Source organism: Spirosoma luteum DSM 19990 (genome assembly GCF_000374065.1).
In the GTDB taxonomy this organism is placed as follows: Bacteria; Bacteroidota; Bacteroidia; order Cytophagales; family Spirosomataceae; genus Spirosoma; species Spirosoma luteum.
In genome coordinates, this window is the sequence record NZ_KB893247.1 from 69,861 (window position 1) to 85,069 (window position 15,209).

The window sequence follows — 15,209 nt, forward strand, 5'->3', positions numbered from 1 at the left end:
CCAGTTGCTCAAATCCAAAGGAGTTAATAATGACCGGAAAAATGTGCTGGATAAGGAAGTCTGTTAAAAGATAAATACCATGAACTATTCATTTGTCATCGGTTTCATCCTTTCTTCGTTGTTCACCAGCTTAGCGTCCCGCGATAAAAATGAGGCTATGTTGGTAAACTCCGCAGCGGACATCACTAAGGGGAATAGTACGCCTAATTTAAACGAAAGTCAAATGAGAATTAAGGTTGGAACCCGTACGTTCACAGCCACGCTGTATGATAATGCTACAGCCACTGCATTCAAAGCACGGTTGCCCATGACCGTGACGATGACCGAACTGAACGGCAATGAGAAGTACGCTGATTTACCTGACAACCTACCCGTTAAGGCATCGAATCCCGGCGCCATTCAAAACGGCGATTTGATGCTGTACGGAGCTAATACCCTGGTGCTCTTTTACAAATCGTTTTCCACTCCCTACAGTTATACCAGAATGGGGCGAATCGACAACCCGACGGGGCTTGCTGCCGCCCTGGGTTCTGGAAACGTGATGGTCACGTTTGCCCTAGAGTAATCCTTACGGTTTTATTACCATCCATACGCGTATCTGAACGTTACTAAAACTCGCTTTATGAACCAGCATGAACATTTCGGTGATGAGTTAGACTCATCCGATTCATCCCGACGAAACTTTTTAAAGCAGTCATCGGCATTGGCAGCTCTGGCCCTAACGCCAGCAGCTGCCAATGCCGCCATCCACAACGGCCTGGACGAAAAACTGGCCGCTGCTATTGAGCAGCTGCCGCTTCAGGTCGACATAAACGGTACGATGCAAAAACTCTCCATTGAGCCACGCGTAACGTTGCTCGACCTCCTGCGCGAGCAACTTCACTTGACGGGTACTAAAAAAGGGTGCGACCACGGTCAATGCGGGGCCTGTACCGTACACGTCGATGGTCAACGAGTCAATTCCTGTCTCACATTGGCCATGACCACCGAAGGCTGTAAAGTGACGACGATTGAAGGGCTGGGCAGCGTGGATCAGATGCACCCCATGCAGGAAGCCTTCATTAAACACGACGGCTTCCAGTGCGGGTACTGCACGCCCGGCCAGATCATGTCGGCTGTAGCCTGTATCCGGGAAGGACATGCCAACAACCCCGACGAGATTCGGGAATATATGAGCGGGAACATCTGCCGCTGTGGCGCCTACGCCAATATTGTGGATGCGATTATGGACGTAAAACAAGGAGGGGCCAGGGTATGAATCCATTTCAATATACGCGGGTGACAACCCCCAAAGCCGCCGTTTCGGCCCTTTCTCAGGAAAGCGGCACGTACTTTCTGGCAGGCGGCACTAACCTCATCGATTTGATAAAACGTGAGGTCGTGGTACCCGAGCGGCTGGTCGACATCAACAAACTACCGCTGGCAACCATCGAGAAAACGGCAACTGGTCTGCGGATTGGGGCCATGGCGAAGAATTCAGCCGTGGCCGAACATGAGCTGGTGAAAAAACACTTTCCGTTGCTGTCGATGGCCCTCAATGCCGGTGCCTCAGCGCAACTACGTAACATGGCGACCGTAGGCGGAAACATGATGCAGCGCACCCGTTGCCCCTATTTTTACGATACGTCTATGCCCTGCAACAAGCGCAGCCCCGTGCAGGCCGGTCCGGACAAGGGGAAGCCAAACGGCCCGTCGGGCTGCGGGGCTATCGACGGTTACAACCGGATGCACGCCATTTTTGGGGGCTCAACGAAGTGCATCGCTGTGCATCCCAGTGACATGTGCATTGCACTCGTGGCACTGGATGCGACGGTAAACGTGTCGGGGCCGAAGGGCGACCGGAAAATTCCGTTCAGTGATTTCCACCGGCTCCCCGGCGATACACCCCAGAAAGACAACACGCTGCTGCCCGGCGAACTGATTATGTCCGTTGACATTCCAACTAACAAGTTTGCCGACAATTCGCACTACCTGAAAGTACGCGACCGGGCCTCATACGCCTTTGCGCTTATCTCGGTAGGCGTGGCAGTTGATATGAAGCGGGACGTAATCCAGGACATCCGGCTGGCAATGGGCGGGGTAGCGCACAAGCCCTGGCGGCTGACCGAAGCCGAGCAGTTTTTGCGCGGCAAATCCGCTACGGAGGCCAATTTTAAACAGGCTGCCACGATCGCAATGAACGGCGCGAAAGGCTACGGCGAGAATGATTTCAAACTCACCCTCGCGCCCAACTCGATTATCGACGCGCTGAAAACAGCCACTAAAACCGCCTGATCATGACAAAAGACCTGAAAAATCCGCCTATCGACCGAATCGATGGACGGATGAAAGTAACCGGCGGAGCCCAATATTTCGCCGATTTTGAGCTGCCCAACATGGCCTATTGCGTCATTGTCGGGAGCGAAATTGGCCGTGGTACCATCGCCAGTATCGATACCAAAAAAGCGCAGGGCGCACCGGGCGTACTAGGGGTATTTACGCATCAGAACATGCCCCCCATTCCGGGTTGGGACGCCCCCGTTGGCGGAGAAGCCGACGGACCAGCGCCCAAGCCGGATACAAAAGAGAAATACCGGATACTGCACACCCCCAAAATTCTGTTCGATGGGCAACCCATTGCGATGGTGGTGGCTGATAGTTACGAGCGGGCCACGTATGCGGCTTCACTGGTGAAGGCGACCTATGCCAAACAGGCGGCCCGGACTGATCTGGAAAAGCACTTAGCCGAAGGTATTGCCCCCGGAAGGCCTGGTTCGAGCGATTACCTGCGGGGCAAAGCCGACGGTTATCAGTCGGCACCCGTTACGCTGGAAGCCAACTACACGATTCCTGTTGAGGTGCACAACCCGATGGAACTGCACGGTATTCTGGCCCACTGGACCGGAGCAGATTCGCTGATGATCTACGCCAAAACGCAGGGTGTCAATGCTACGCAAAACGCGATGGCCGAAGCCTTCAAGATCGACCCCAAGAAAATCCATGTGCATACCGAATTTATGGGGGGCGGCTTTGGTATGGGGCTACGTACCTGGCCGCAGGAAACGGCGGTGGTGGCCATTGCCAAAAAAATTGGACGCCCGCTGAAGCTGGTAGTCACCCGCAACCAGATGTTTACGCTGGTGGGCCACCGGCCCTATACGGTGCAGACCATCAATATGGGCGCCGATACCAACGGCAAGCTAATCGGGATTGCCCACGCGGCCACGGCCGAAACGGCCAGCTACGAAGACTTTACGGAAGCGACTGTCAACATGACCAAGTTCATGTACGAATGCCCGAACGTGAGCACCCGCTACCGCATCGTGCGGCTCGACCGGAGCGTGCCCATCTGGATGCGCGGACCGGGTGAAGCAACGGGGGCCTTTGCGCTGGAATCGGCGATGGATGAAATGGCCCACAAGCTGGGGCTCGACCCCATCGAGTTCCGTCTGCGCAACTATACCGAAACCGATCCTGAACATAACCGACCTTATTCGAGCAAAAACCTCAAAGAAGCCTATCAGCGCGGAGCCGAAGCCATTGGCTGGAACAAACGTCAAAACCAACCGGCCAGTCAGCGCGAGGGCGATTGGCTCATTGGCTACGGTATGAGCACCGGAACGTTCAACGCGTTCCGGTGGGAGGCTTCGGCCCGCGCCCTGCTTAACGCCGATGGTTCGCTGACAATACAGAGCGCCGTAACCGACATTGGCCCCGGCACGGGCACCGCCCTGACCATGATTGCCCACAACGTACTGGGTGTGCCGCTCAACAGGATTAAGGTGGCCTACGGCGATACGTCCCTGCCGAAAGCGCCCACGCAGGGTGGTTCGGCCATTGTTTCGGCGGTAGGGTCGGCGGTGTACGATGCGTGTACGAAAATCAAAAATCAATTGGTTGAATTAGCTATCAAAGACGGTAGTCCCCTGGCGGGTCGGCAGGCGGATGAGTTGACGCTGACCGATGGGGTGCTTTTCGTTGAAAAGGAACCGGAAAAAAAAATAGTTGTCAGCGAGCTAATGTGGACCAACAATCTGACAGTAGTCGACAAAAGTGCGGATTCGAAAGGCGGGCCGGAACTGGGCAAGTACTCGATGTATTCGTTTTCGGTGCATTTCGTGCAGGTACGGGTCAACCCGCTAACGGGTGTGGTGCGCGTGTCTAAAGCTGTGAGCGTGGCCGATTCGGGCCGGATTATCAGTCCCAAAACGGCGGCCAGTCAGATGATTGGGGGTGTTGCGGGGGGCATTGGGATGGCCCTGACGGAAGAAGCCGTCATTGACCACCGCTTTGGCCGATTCGTGAACAATAACCTCGCCGACTACCACGTAGCGGTTCACGCCGACGTGCCCGCCATCGAAACGATTATGATCGACAAGCCCGACCCCATCATTAACCCGATGGGTGCCAAAGGTATGGGCGAGATTGCGCTGATCGGTTTTGCCGGTGCGGTAGCCAATGCGGTTTTCAACGCCACGGGCCAGCGTGTCCGGGACTTGCCCATTACCCCCGACAAGCTGTTGCGGACTGTTTAAGAAGGCTTGAATCAACACACGCGTATAAAGACAATCAACGAAACGGAAAACGCTGCTGGCACGGTAGCATCCTTACTTACAGCTTGTAAAGCTGGATTAAGGTCAGCCGGTCGGATTCGGGCAGGAAAACATTAACCCTGCCTTATCGCTTATAAAACGGCTGGCTAAAGGTCATTTACGCCAGATTTTTAACTAAAACAAACAATGATTACAACAAAAGGATACGCGGCTCAAACCGAAGATTCGGGACTCGCTCCCTGGGATTTCCAACGTCGAGAACTGGGTGCTCACGATGTTCATTTCGATATTCGTTACTGTGGTGTCTGCCATTCCGATATTCACCAGGTTCGGGGCGAGTGGGGCAATAGCATGTATCCCATGGTGCCCGGTCACGAAATTGTTGGCCGCGTGGTGGCGGTTGGGACCGAGGTAAGTAAGTTTGCCGTGGGCGATCTGGCCGGTACGGGCTGCCTGGTCGACTCCTGCCGCGTTTGCGATAACTGCCAGCATGGGCTGGAGCAGTATTGCACCAATGGCCACTCCCAGACGTACAATGGGCTGGAACAGGATAAAAAGACGCCTACCTACGGTGGCTATTCCAACACAATTGTAGTTCATGAGGATTTTGTGCTGCATATTTCCGACAAGCTGGACCTGGCCGCTACGGCTCCCCTGCTCTGTGCCGGCATCACGACCTACTCACCCCTGCGGCACTGGAGCGTGGGTAAGGGCCATAAACTGGCGGTTGTGGGTTTGGGTGGCCTGGGGCACATGGGCGTAAAATTTGGCGTAGCCTTCGGGGCCGAGGTAACCGTTCTGAGCACCTCGCCTGATAAAGAAGCAGATGCCAAAAAACTCGGTGCCCATAAATTTGTAGTCACCAGCGACCCGGCTCAACTCGAATCGGTAGCAGGCTATTATGATTTTATTCTGGATACGGTTTCTGCCGAGCACGATTACAATGTGTACCTGTCCCTGCTAAAAACGGACGGGGTGCATATTTGCGTGGGTGCGCCACCAACGCCATCGGCTCTGCGGGCCTTTAGCCTGATTCCCGGCCGGAAAAGCATTGCTGGATCGAGTATTGGCGGGCTTCCCGAAACGCAGGAGATGCTGGATTTTTGCGCTGAACACGACATTGTTTCGGACATTGAACTCATCCCGATTCAGGACGTTGAAAAGGCCTACGAACGGATGCTGAAAGGTGATGTGCGCTACCGGTTTGTGATCGACATGGCAACGCTGTAGTGCCCGGACGGTTCCGGTAACGCATTACATTCATCATCAACGGGGCCTGTTCGTTTGAGCAGACCCCCTCTTTTTAGTTTTGTTACTGCCTTCTTTTACTCTATGAGTGCTCTTTCAGACCAAACCGATATTTTCCAGCGCCTGCAAGCTGGTGAGCCACTTCGTAAGGATGACCCGGAGTATGGCCAGTTTGGTGAAGTTGTAGCGCGTACCATCCGGTTGTGCGTCGAGATGAACGCAACGGCTACCGACATCGATCAGGTACGTACCCAACTGAGCGATATTATCGGAATCGGAATCGACCCGTCGACCACGATTTTTCCTCCATTCCATACCAACTTTGGCCGGTTTATCCGGCTGGGTAAAAACATTTTTATCAACCATGCCTGCTCGTTCCTGGATATTGGAGGCATCACTATTGAAGATGAGGTTCAGATTGGGCCACGAGTGAATCTTACCTCCGAAAACCACCCGTTGGACCCGGCGGATCGAACAACGCTGATTCCCCGCCCAATTGTGATCAAACGCAACGCCTGGATTGGCGCGGGAGCCACCATCTTGCCGGGTGTCACCATTGGCGAAAACTCAGTCGTTGCCGCCGGTGCCGTGGTGAGCCGCGATGTGCCACCAAACACCGTAGTGGCGGGAGTTCCCGCTAAAGTTGTTAAGTATCTGTAGGTCAGGTGCTATTCTGTCTCAAAGCGATAGTCATTATGGACATTACACGAATTGGTTCGCAGCCTTCAGCTAAAGGGCCGGAAGACTGGTTTAGTGGTGTTGTGCGCATTGACCCCTTATTTGCGGCCAATGACGCCCGACGGGCTGCCGCAGCGAGTGTCACCTTCGAACCCGGTGCGCGAACGGCCTGGCATACCCATCCGCTGGGGCAGACGTTGCTTGTTACTGCCGGTTGTGGCTGGGTGCAACGGGAGGGCGGCCCAATTGAGGAGATTCGTCCGGGTGACGTGGTTTGGTTTGAGCCTGACGAGAAGCATTGGCACGGGGCCACGCCCACTACCAGTATGACCCACATCGCCATGCAGGAAAACCTGAACGGGAACGTAGTTGACTGGCTGGAGAAAGTCAGCGATGAGCAATACCGGAAGTGATTAAAAACGTCACCTTCACCAAGCAGTGGTTAATAAGAAATTCTTATCACTAGGTAAGAATTTACAATTAGACTTTTCCAATAATTTTCTGTCTTTTTACTCTTAATAAAAAAAGACGATGATTTCACCTTAGTATTCCTGAAACTACCATGAACCTGATTGACCGCAGAGATTTTTTGGCACAACTGTCATTAACGACCGCAGCCTTCTCACTTCCCCTGTCTGGATTTTCTTCGGCTGGCAAGGACGATGAGTTTGTTACCACAGACACCACCTACGGTCGCCTGCGTGGGGCACGGAAGGACGGCGTAAACCTGTTTAAAGGCATACCATATGGCGGTCGAATTTCGGGCGACAGGCGGTTCCGTCGGCCTGCTCCGCTTGAACCCTGGACAGGTGTACGGGATGCGCTTGAGTTTGGCGCACCAGCCATACAGAGTCCGCGTCGGAACGAACCCGCCCCTTCTGAGGATTGTCTTTTTCTGAACGTCTGGACACCGGCTAACGACAATAAGAAACGGCCCGTGATGTTTTACAGTCACGGCGGTGGTTTTGTGATTGGTTCAGGTGCTTCGGGGGGGCAGGATGGGTCAAACCTGGCCCGTAATTTCGACGTAGTGGTTGTGCAGACTAACCACCGCTTAGGGTTATTGGGCTTTCTGTATCTGGACGACATTGCCGGACCTGAGTACGCCGGTTCGGGCAATATGGGGATGCTCGACATTGTGGATGGCCTGAAATGGGTGCATGACAACGTTGCCCGTTTTGGTGGAGACCCGGCCAACGTCATGATTTTTGGTGAATCGGGCGGGGGCGCTAAAACGTCCTGCCTGTACGCCATGCCATCAGCGGCTCCTTACTTCAACAAAGCCTCCATCGAGAGTGGACCCGGTGTTCGGATGGCTTCCAAAGAGACAGCTGCCGAAACGACGGCCATGCTGCTCAGAGAGTTGAACATAGCCCCAAAAGACTGGCGCAAACTGCTGGATATACCGGCGGCAGATTTACTGGCGATGCAGGCGAAGTTACCCTTTGCTCCGCCATTCCAGGAGAAGAATAACCGGAAACCCCTGATGGAACGGAGAGCGGGTGGTTTTTCGCCGGTGGTCGATGGCGTGGTACTGCCGCATAACCCCTTCGACCCAACGGCCCCGGCCATCTCCCGCGATAAACCCCTGCTGGTAGGCTGGAATGAAGATGAATTCACCTTTTTCGCCTGGGAGCGTAAGGATACCGAATTTGCTAAACTAACGTTTGAGACCTTACCCAAACGACTGGAACCGCAATTTGGCGAGGATACCCCCAAAATTATCGACATCTACCGGAAAGCGAACCCTAATGCTACGGCACCGGATATTTTTATTGCCGTATCGTCCATTACCATGATGGGCCTGGGTTCGGTGGATATTGCCGAGAAGAAGACCAAACAGGGCGGGGCACCAGCTTATCTATACAATTTCGGCTACAAGTCCGAGAAGAAGATTCCCGGTACCGACTATGCCATGGGAACGCCCCACGCCATGGATATTTCGTTCAAGTTCAATAATGAACTGCCCCCCCGCGACGGTTCAGCACCGAAAGAAAGCTTCTTCGGCGGCAACCGGCCCGAACGGTTTACGGCCTCGCACCACTTTGCTGAACTCTGGACAACCTTCGCCCGCACGGGTAAACCAGCCGCCAAAGATGTACCGGTATGGCCCGCCTATAACCTTACTACCCGGCCAACCATGCGGATTGACGCTACCTGCGAAGTGATCAACAACCGATTCAGTCAGGAACTGGCCATGTGGCGATCTGTCGGACGATTATAGGTTGCCATGAGCCGTAGCCGTTGGCTGATAATCAGTTGTTTGTGTATTTTATTCCAAGGTACCCCAACCCCTTCCCCTTGACATAAGGAGCGGGGTTGGGGTAATTCCCCTAATGCCCTTAACAGACCTGTTCCAATGAGAATAAAGCTATCTATCTTTTTTATCTACGTCATAACGCTGGTGGCACCACTTCCCCAGCTAAGGGCACAGCCCATCCGGGAAGACCTTTTACAAAAACCCTGGAAAGCCCAGTGGATTACCGGCCCCGGTCGGCCCATCAATCGGTTCACGGCTTCATCGGATCTCACGCTTAAAGACTACGGGGTCTATAAGTTCAGGAAAACCATTGAGTTGAGCAGTAAACCGACTTCATTCGTTGTTCACGTGTCGGGCGACAACCGGTATAAGCTCGTTGTGAATGGGAAGCAGGTAGCGCAGGGGCCAGCGCGGGGTGATCTGTACTTCTGGAATTTCGAAACGCTGGATTTGGCTCCCTACCTACAGGCAGGTCAAAATACGGTGGCGGCAGTGGTCTGGAATGATGGTCGGTTCAAGCCCGAAGCCCAGATTTCCTTCCTGACGGCCTTTATCCTTCAGGGCAACGGCCCCGCCGAGGAAGTGCTGAATACCAACGATACCTGGAAAACCAGTAAGGACGAAAGCTACCAGCCGCTGGCCGTTCGGGTTCCGGGCTATTACGTAGCCGGGCCTGCCGAACTACTGGACATGAGCAAGCACCTGAAAGGCTGGGAGAAAACAGCGTACGACGACAGTAAATGGGTCAGCGCCCGCCAGATTGGCCCCGGTGTCACCAAAGATGCGGCCGTTAATTCGTCGGGCTGGATGCTGGTGCCATCCCCGCTTCCCGCCATGGAAATGACAACCCAGCGGTTAGCTACTACCCGGAAAGCAACCGGGGTCGACGTACCCGCCGGGTTTCCGGCCACCCCCGCCAAAGTGACCATCCCCGCCAATACAACGGCTACTATCCTGCTGGATCAGGGTTTTTTGACCAACGCGTATCCAACGCTCCAGTTTAGCGGGGGGCTGGGCGCGGGGGTATCCATCGGATACTCGGAAGGGCTCTATATTCGGAAGAATGAAAACGTTAGCGGTCCGAGATTACCCTCACTGCCCAAAGGAAACCGGGACGAAATCGACGGGAAAATATTTATCGGCAAAGCGGATATTCTCCTGTCCGATGGTACGGCCAATCAGGTTTATACCCCGCTCTGGTGGCGAACCTATCGGTACGTGCGCCTGGTGGTGAGCACCAAAGCCGAACCGCTCGTGATCGACGACATCTACGGTACGTTTACAGGTTACCCCTTTACCGTCAATGCCAAACTGCAAAGTCAAAACCCCGAGTTGGGAAAAATGCTCGACATTGGCTGGCGAACCGCCCGGCTCTGTGCCTTCGAAACCTACATGGATTGCCCGTATTACGAACAATTACAGTACATCGGCGATGCCCGTATACAGGGCCTGGTCTCGCTCTACTATGCGGGCGATGACCGGCTTTTGCGCTACGGGCTGACCCTGATGGATCATTCCCGCCTTGCGGAAGGCATTACCCTGAGCCGCTACCCAACCGATTTGCATCAGGAGATACCGACGTTCTCGCTCTGGTGGGTAGCCATGCTCCACGATTACTACCAGTACCGGCCCGACAGCCTGTTCATTAAAGACAAACTGCCCGGTGCCCGGCAGGTGATGTCGTTTTTTGAACGCTATCAGCAGCCCGATGGCTCGCTGAAGAATGTTCCTTACTGGTTATTTACCGACTGGACACAAGGCAAAGGCTGGGATTTTGGCATGCCCCCTATCGGAAAAAACGGGGAGTCGGCAATACTGGATATGCAACTGCTGTGGACCTATCAGTTAGCCGCCGAACTGGAAACTAACCTCGGCCTGAAAGAGCTGGGACGCCAGTATACAAGCCGGGCCGAGCAACTAAAAAAGACAATTCAGCGTAAATACTGGAATACGACCAAAAACCTCTTTGCCGATACCGAAACGAAAGATACGTACTCGCAGCACGCCAATTCACTGGCTATTCTGTCGGGGGTGACCCAGGGCAGTCAGGCGACAGCGATTGCCAAAACGATGCTGGCCGATACCGCACTAACTCCGGCCTCCATCTACTTTAAGTTTTATCTGCATCAGGCCCTCACCAAAGCCGGGTTGGGCGATGACTATCTGAACTGGTTGGGTAAGTGGCGCGAAAATATGGCATCGGGCCTGACCACCTGGGCTGAAACCTCGGACGTGAACACGTCGCGCTCCGATTGCCACGCCTGGGGATCGAGCCCCAACGTGGAGTTTTTCCGAACCGTCCTGGGCATCGACAGCGATGCACCCGGCTTTGCCAAAGTAAAAATCACTCCTCATTTAGGGACTATTGACGCCATCAGCGGAGAAATTCCCCATCCGAACGGGAAGGTATCCGTTGCTTACAAGGTAGAGAAAGGAGCACTAAAAGCTGACATCACACTTCCTCCCAAAACAACCGGAAGTTTTGTTTGGAAAGGGAAAACCTCTGTACTGAAAGCCGGGAAGAATGCCCTTTCGCTGTAAGGTCTATTCGATCTCTCATGCTACTGAATCTGGCCGATGTGGAAACCCTGCAAATCTCCATTGGGTCGGGTACTTCCACTACTCCGTTGAATGAAAAGCACGGTTTCGCCATCAGCCACGTAACGCTGGAATAAGCACTGTTCGGTGGTGTGACTGCAGGACTACTAATAAAAGCCGCGTTCAACGGGTGTTGACGCGGCTTTTTACTGTGCTGTTGAGCGAGAATAGCTCCGGCTTATTTGGCGGCCAGGATATCGACCATTTCAATAACGGGGTCCGACGCCAGTAGGTCCGCAGCGTTAGCCATCAACGCAGCCGCAATGGGTCCGTTGAGGTGCGCCTGCCGACCGGCATCATTCGGAAAGGTGTCAAAAATACCAAACGTCGACGGTCCCAGTTGAACGGCGTACCAGGTAACGGTAGCGGGTTCATTCTGCGCCATGGACAACGCACTTTTTAAAAAATCAGCGACAACCTGCTCCTTGCCCGACTTGGCTTCCAGCCGTACCAGTAGTCCTACAGTAACCATAAATAAGGTGAGTTTTAAGGGGTATGTTGACAAGCTCAATCCATCAGGCAGATGGTACTTATCAGTAGGTAAGTACGCGAACCGGCCTGATACAGATTGCCCAGCAGGCGCTATCTACTTTTTACCCCATCAATCAGGGTGTGAAGGCCAGTTTTTAACTGTCTTCCGACTCGCAGTCTTCCTGCATGCTCGTTTCCGTTTTGAGCATAACGGGACTGATGGTGCGGTGTTCGAGCCGGTGGCGGACGCGTTTAAGGCCGCTGAAACGAGTCTAAACCCACTCGTTTATAATTAGTTTCTTTCCCCTGACAGGTTCCTGTCTTTATTAGGGTACCTTGCTGATATCTCCTTCTTTCCTCCCCGCCATGCCCCGACTTTTACTGATTTGCCTGCTCCTTTCCCTGGCGTATGGCCCTGCCATTGCCCAACCCAAAACAGGCCAAGCCCGACTGGATTCGCTATTGGCCGAACTGCCCCGTGCCAAACCCGATACTAACCGTGTTTTGCTGCTAAATGCGATAAGTTTTTCCTATTCCCGTACTAGCCCAGGTTCTTCCTATTCCCGTACAGTCCAAATGAAGATATCAACTACGCCAATCAGGCCCTGGAACTTGCCCGGCAATTGGCTTGGAAAAGAGGCATGCTTCTTGCCTATCTTGGTTTAGGAATTAGATATGAAAACAAGTCCAAGTATCCCCAGGCCATGACGGCTTACTTGAGTGGCTTGAAGATTGCTGAAGAAAGGAAGGATAAATTCGGAATTTTTGCAACTAGTACTATAACACTCTATATGGGTAATATTTACTCATCCCTGGCCAATTATCCCCAGGCTTTAGCTAACTATGAAAAAGCCCTGAAAGGTGCTGAGGAATCAGGCAGTAAAACCGGAGTGGTGGTTAGTCTGAACAATATTGGTAACGTATACAGCGAACAAGGTGAGTATGATAAAGCGTTGGACTATCGGCTAAAATCGCTGCAACTAAATGAAGCCATGGGGTTTCAAGGTCCACCTAAGGAATTGAACTTTGACAACGTGGGGCAGAGCTATCTTAACCTGGCTAACTATTCGCAAGCGCTTACCTATCTGCAAAACGGACTGAACATAAGTAAAGCAAATAGAAATAAAACCATATTAGTAAGAAGTTATAACAACCTTAGTCAACTGTACTTAAAAATTGCCATTGACAGCAACGCTACTTCCTTAACGACGCTACTAAGAAGCAATAAAACCAGTACGCTACAAAAAGCAAGCGCTTATGCCGACAGTGCCCTAGTATTGGCAAAAGAACAGGGTGATTTAAGGTACTTATATCGAGCCTATCAAACCCGGAGCCAGATTCAGGACGCGCTGGGCGATCCACAGGCCGCTTTAGCCAATTATCAAGACTTCATCAAAACCAAAGACCTGGTCATCAACCAGCAAAACAGTAACCAAATTGCCGTCGCCACCCTTCAGTATGATTTTGATAAAAAAGAAACGGCCCTCCAATTTCAGCAGCAACTCACCGCTGCCCAACTCCAAAAACAAACCCTGTTGACTAGTCAACAGGCGCAGGCGCTGATTCTCAAGGCCCAGGCCGCCGAGCTGGCCAATAAAGAACGGGACTTGCAGCGGCTTCAATACCTCCAGGAGAGAGCGGCCAAACAGGACAAGGAAAAGCAACTGGCGCTCTCTCAGCGAGAGCAAGCCCTGAAAGCCACGGCCTTGGAGCTTTCCCAAACCGAAGTCAAAAACCAGACCCAGCAACGGACGTATTTATTGGCTGGGTTTGGGTTACTGGCAGCATTACTGGGCTTCATTGTGTATGGGTATGCCCAGAAACAGAAAGCCAATACCGTTTTGCAGCGACAGAAAGAGGAGATCAATCAAAAAAGCAGTCAATTAGAACAATCCCTGGCCGAGCTAAAAGCTACCCAAACCCAACTGGTCCAGAAAGAGAAGATGGCCAGCCTGGGCGAGCTAACAGCAGGCATAGCCCACGAGATTCAGAACCCGTTGAACTTCGTCAACAACTTCTCGGAAGTGAGTGCCGAGTTGGTCACCGAACTCGAAGAAGAACAACAAAAGCCCAACCGCGATACCGATCTGGAAGCCGAACTACTGGTCGATTTAAAGCAGAACCTGCAAAAGATCACCCACCACGGCAGCCGGGCCTCCGCCATTGTACGGGGTATGCTCGAACACTCTCGCAGCTCCACCGGCGAGAAACAACCCACCAACCTCAACGCCCTAGCCGATGAATACTTCAAGCTGGCTTATCACGGCCTAAAGGCTAAAGACAAAGAATTTAATGCAGAACTGGTCACGGACTTTATGCCTGATTTGGGTATGATTAACGTGGTACCCCAGGAGATTGGCCGGGTGCTGCTGAACCTCTACAACAACGCCTTTTACGCTGTGCAGCAACGGAGCAAAAACCTGCAAGGTCTTCAAGACCTTACAGGTTTAAATAACTACCAACCTAACGTCACGGTCAGCACCGTTCAGGCCAATGGGAAAGTAGAAATCCGAGTCAGCGACAATGGGACGGGTATTCCTGAGGCTGTCAAGGCCAAGATATTCCAACCCTTTTTCACCACCAAGCCTACGGGGGAGGGCACGGGTCTGGGCTTGTCATTGAGTTATGACATTATTACCAAGGGACACGGTGGAAGCCTGACGGTGGAAAGCCAGGAAGGGGAGGGAACGACGTTTGTGATTCAACTACCTGCGCTGAATTAAGCGGGCGAGTTGGTATCTTTGAATAATGATGGCTAATCCTATGAAAGCAACTAGTATTACTTCTGACCCCGATATTCTGGGAGGAACGCCTGTTTTTAACGGGACACGAGTGCCGATTCGGGCTTTATTCGATTACCTGCAATTCAGTTCAATAGATGAATTTCTACTTGGTTATCCGCATATCAGCCGCCAAATGGTCAATCAGGTATTAGCTGATATTGCCAGACAAGTGTCGGTCCCTCCCCGCAAAAGAAATCATGAAGCTACTTCTTGACGAACAAATTGATGTTCGGCTAAAAACCGTGCTGGCTGAGTTAGATGTCTATACACTCGTTGATATGGGTTGGCAGGGATTTAAAAATGGCGTTCTAAGCGAAAAAATAAATGAAGGTGCGTTTGCGTTTTTCATCACCGCTGACAAAAATTTACCCTTTCAGCAGAATCTTGACAAGCTATTATTTACCCTTATCTTGCTGGATACGCCCACGCTCTTGTGGGAGCATCAATCTCTTTTCGCTCCAAAAATAAGGGCATATGTGACGGAGTTTTCGTCAACTCCCCTTTTTAAAATCGTTCACATTAGCCTGGAGGGCTTTAGCAAAGGAAAAAAACGAGAGCAGTTTCGGCGTGTTTTTTCGCCCGAACAAATTTTATTTATATAACCTGTGTGGCTCAAGTCAACAAGGATAGAACTTCTGA

Annotated in this window: 13 protein-coding genes; 12 read left to right on the plus strand and 1 reads right to left on the minus strand. The window is 52.5% G+C overall.

Annotated elements, in window-relative coordinates; all coding sequences use genetic code 11:
* The first annotated feature begins 223 nt into the window (after positions 1-223).
* From B156_RS0107060 to B156_RS0107100, 9 genes are all read left to right on the plus strand, one after another.
* The gene (locus B156_RS0107060; RefSeq protein WP_245563698.1) at positions 224-565 is read left to right on the plus strand and encodes a cyclophilin-like fold protein; all 342 of its coding nucleotides are present in this window, start codon (positions 224-226) and stop codon (positions 563-565) included.
* Between the two features lie 57 nt (positions 566-622).
* On the plus strand, positions 623-1,258 hold the full coding sequence (locus tag B156_RS0107065; protein WP_018618965.1) for a (2Fe-2S)-binding protein: 636 nt from the start codon (positions 623-625) through the stop codon (positions 1,256-1,258).
* Positions 1,255-2,274 carry an FAD binding domain-containing protein gene (locus B156_RS0107070; protein WP_018618966.1) on the plus strand — a complete coding sequence of 340 codons (1,020 nt, stop codon included), beginning with the start codon at positions 1,255-1,257 and terminating at the stop codon, positions 2,272-2,274. Before B156_RS0107065 ends, B156_RS0107070 begins: the two co-directional genes overlap by 4 nt.
* Positions 2,275-2,276: 2 nt before the next feature.
* Positions 2,277-4,514: a xanthine dehydrogenase family protein molybdopterin-binding subunit gene (locus B156_RS0107075; protein ID WP_018618967.1), complete on the plus strand. Its 2,238-nt coding sequence runs from the start codon at positions 2,277-2,279 to the stop codon at positions 4,512-4,514.
* A gap of 204 nt (positions 4,515-4,718) precedes the next feature.
* On the plus strand, positions 4,719-5,762 hold the full coding sequence (locus B156_RS0107080; protein ID WP_018618968.1) for an NAD(P)-dependent alcohol dehydrogenase: 1,044 nt from the start codon (positions 4,719-4,721) through the stop codon (positions 5,760-5,762).
* A gap of 102 nt (positions 5,763-5,864) precedes the next feature.
* Positions 5,865-6,440 carry a sugar O-acetyltransferase gene (locus B156_RS0107085; protein ID WP_018618969.1) on the plus strand — a complete coding sequence of 192 codons (576 nt, stop codon included), beginning with the start codon at positions 5,865-5,867 and terminating at the stop codon, positions 6,438-6,440.
* Positions 6,441-6,475: 35 nt separating this feature from the next.
* Positions 6,476-6,871 carry a (R)-mandelonitrile lyase gene (locus B156_RS0107090; protein ID WP_018618970.1) on the plus strand — a complete coding sequence of 132 codons (396 nt, stop codon included), beginning with the start codon at positions 6,476-6,478 and terminating at the stop codon, positions 6,869-6,871.
* 149 nt (positions 6,872-7,020) lie between these two features.
* Complete coding sequence (locus tag B156_RS0107095; protein WP_018618971.1) at positions 7,021-8,682, plus strand: carboxylesterase/lipase family protein; 1,662 nt, start codon at positions 7,021-7,023, stop codon at positions 8,680-8,682.
* Between the two features lie 135 nt (positions 8,683-8,817).
* The gene (locus B156_RS0107100) at positions 8,818-11,259 is read left to right on the plus strand and encodes an alpha-L-rhamnosidase-related protein (RefSeq protein ID WP_018618972.1); all 2,442 of its coding nucleotides are present in this window, start codon (positions 8,818-8,820) and stop codon (positions 11,257-11,259) included.
* A gap of 235 nt (positions 11,260-11,494) precedes the next feature.
* On the opposite strand, the gene B156_RS0107110 is transcribed toward B156_RS0107100, so the two are convergent.
* Entirely contained in the window at positions 11,495-11,788 is a 294-nt protein-coding gene (locus B156_RS0107110) for a putative quinol monooxygenase (protein WP_018618974.1), read from the minus strand.
* Positions 11,789-12,491: 703 nt separating this feature from the next.
* On the opposite strand from B156_RS0107110, the gene B156_RS0107120 reads away from it, so the two are divergent.
* The 3 genes from B156_RS0107120 to B156_RS30210 are packed head-to-tail and all read left to right on the plus strand — an operon-like array spanning position 12,492 to position 15,172.
* Entirely contained in the window at positions 12,492-14,510 is a 2,019-nt protein-coding gene (locus tag B156_RS0107120) for a tetratricopeptide repeat-containing sensor histidine kinase (protein ID WP_018618976.1), read from the plus strand.
* 40 nt (positions 14,511-14,550) lie between these two features.
* Positions 14,551-14,784: a DUF433 domain-containing protein gene (locus B156_RS30745; protein ID WP_084757675.1), complete on the plus strand. Its 234-nt coding sequence runs from the start codon at positions 14,551-14,553 to the stop codon at positions 14,782-14,784.
* Entirely contained in the window at positions 14,768-15,172 is a 405-nt protein-coding gene (locus B156_RS30210) for a hypothetical protein (RefSeq protein ID WP_018618977.1), read from the plus strand. Before B156_RS30745 ends, B156_RS30210 begins: the two co-directional genes overlap by 17 nt.
* Positions 15,173-15,209 lie beyond the last annotated feature (37 nt).

Coding starts and splice junctions, on each gene's coding strand:
- B156_RS0107060 (WP_245563698.1), top strand. CDS start 224: ATGAGAATTAAGGTTGGAACCCGTACGTTCACAGCCACGCTGTATGAT.
- B156_RS0107065 (WP_018618965.1), top strand. CDS start 623: ATGAACCAGCATGAACATTTCGGTGATGAGTTAGACTCATCCGATTCA.
- B156_RS0107070 (WP_018618966.1), top strand. CDS start 1,255: ATGAATCCATTTCAATATACGCGGGTGACAACCCCCAAAGCCGCCGTT.
- B156_RS0107075 (WP_018618967.1), top strand. CDS start 2,277: ATGACAAAAGACCTGAAAAATCCGCCTATCGACCGAATCGATGGACGG.
- B156_RS0107080 (WP_018618968.1), top strand. CDS start 4,719: ATGATTACAACAAAAGGATACGCGGCTCAAACCGAAGATTCGGGACTC.
- B156_RS0107085 (WP_018618969.1), top strand. CDS start 5,865: ATGAGTGCTCTTTCAGACCAAACCGATATTTTCCAGCGCCTGCAAGCT.
- B156_RS0107090 (WP_018618970.1), top strand. CDS start 6,476: ATGGACATTACACGAATTGGTTCGCAGCCTTCAGCTAAAGGGCCGGAA.
- B156_RS0107095 (WP_018618971.1), top strand. CDS start 7,021: ATGAACCTGATTGACCGCAGAGATTTTTTGGCACAACTGTCATTAACG.
- B156_RS0107100 (WP_018618972.1), top strand. CDS start 8,818: ATGAGAATAAAGCTATCTATCTTTTTTATCTACGTCATAACGCTGGTG.
- B156_RS0107110 (WP_018618974.1), bottom strand. CDS start 11,788: ATGGTTACTGTAGGACTACTGGTACGGCTGGAAGCCAAGTCGGGCAAG.
- B156_RS0107120 (WP_018618976.1), top strand. CDS start 12,492: ATGACGGCTTACTTGAGTGGCTTGAAGATTGCTGAAGAAAGGAAGGAT.
- B156_RS30745 (WP_084757675.1), top strand. CDS start 14,551: ATGAAAGCAACTAGTATTACTTCTGACCCCGATATTCTGGGAGGAACG.
- B156_RS30210 (WP_018618977.1), top strand. CDS start 14,768: ATGAAGCTACTTCTTGACGAACAAATTGATGTTCGGCTAAAAACCGTG.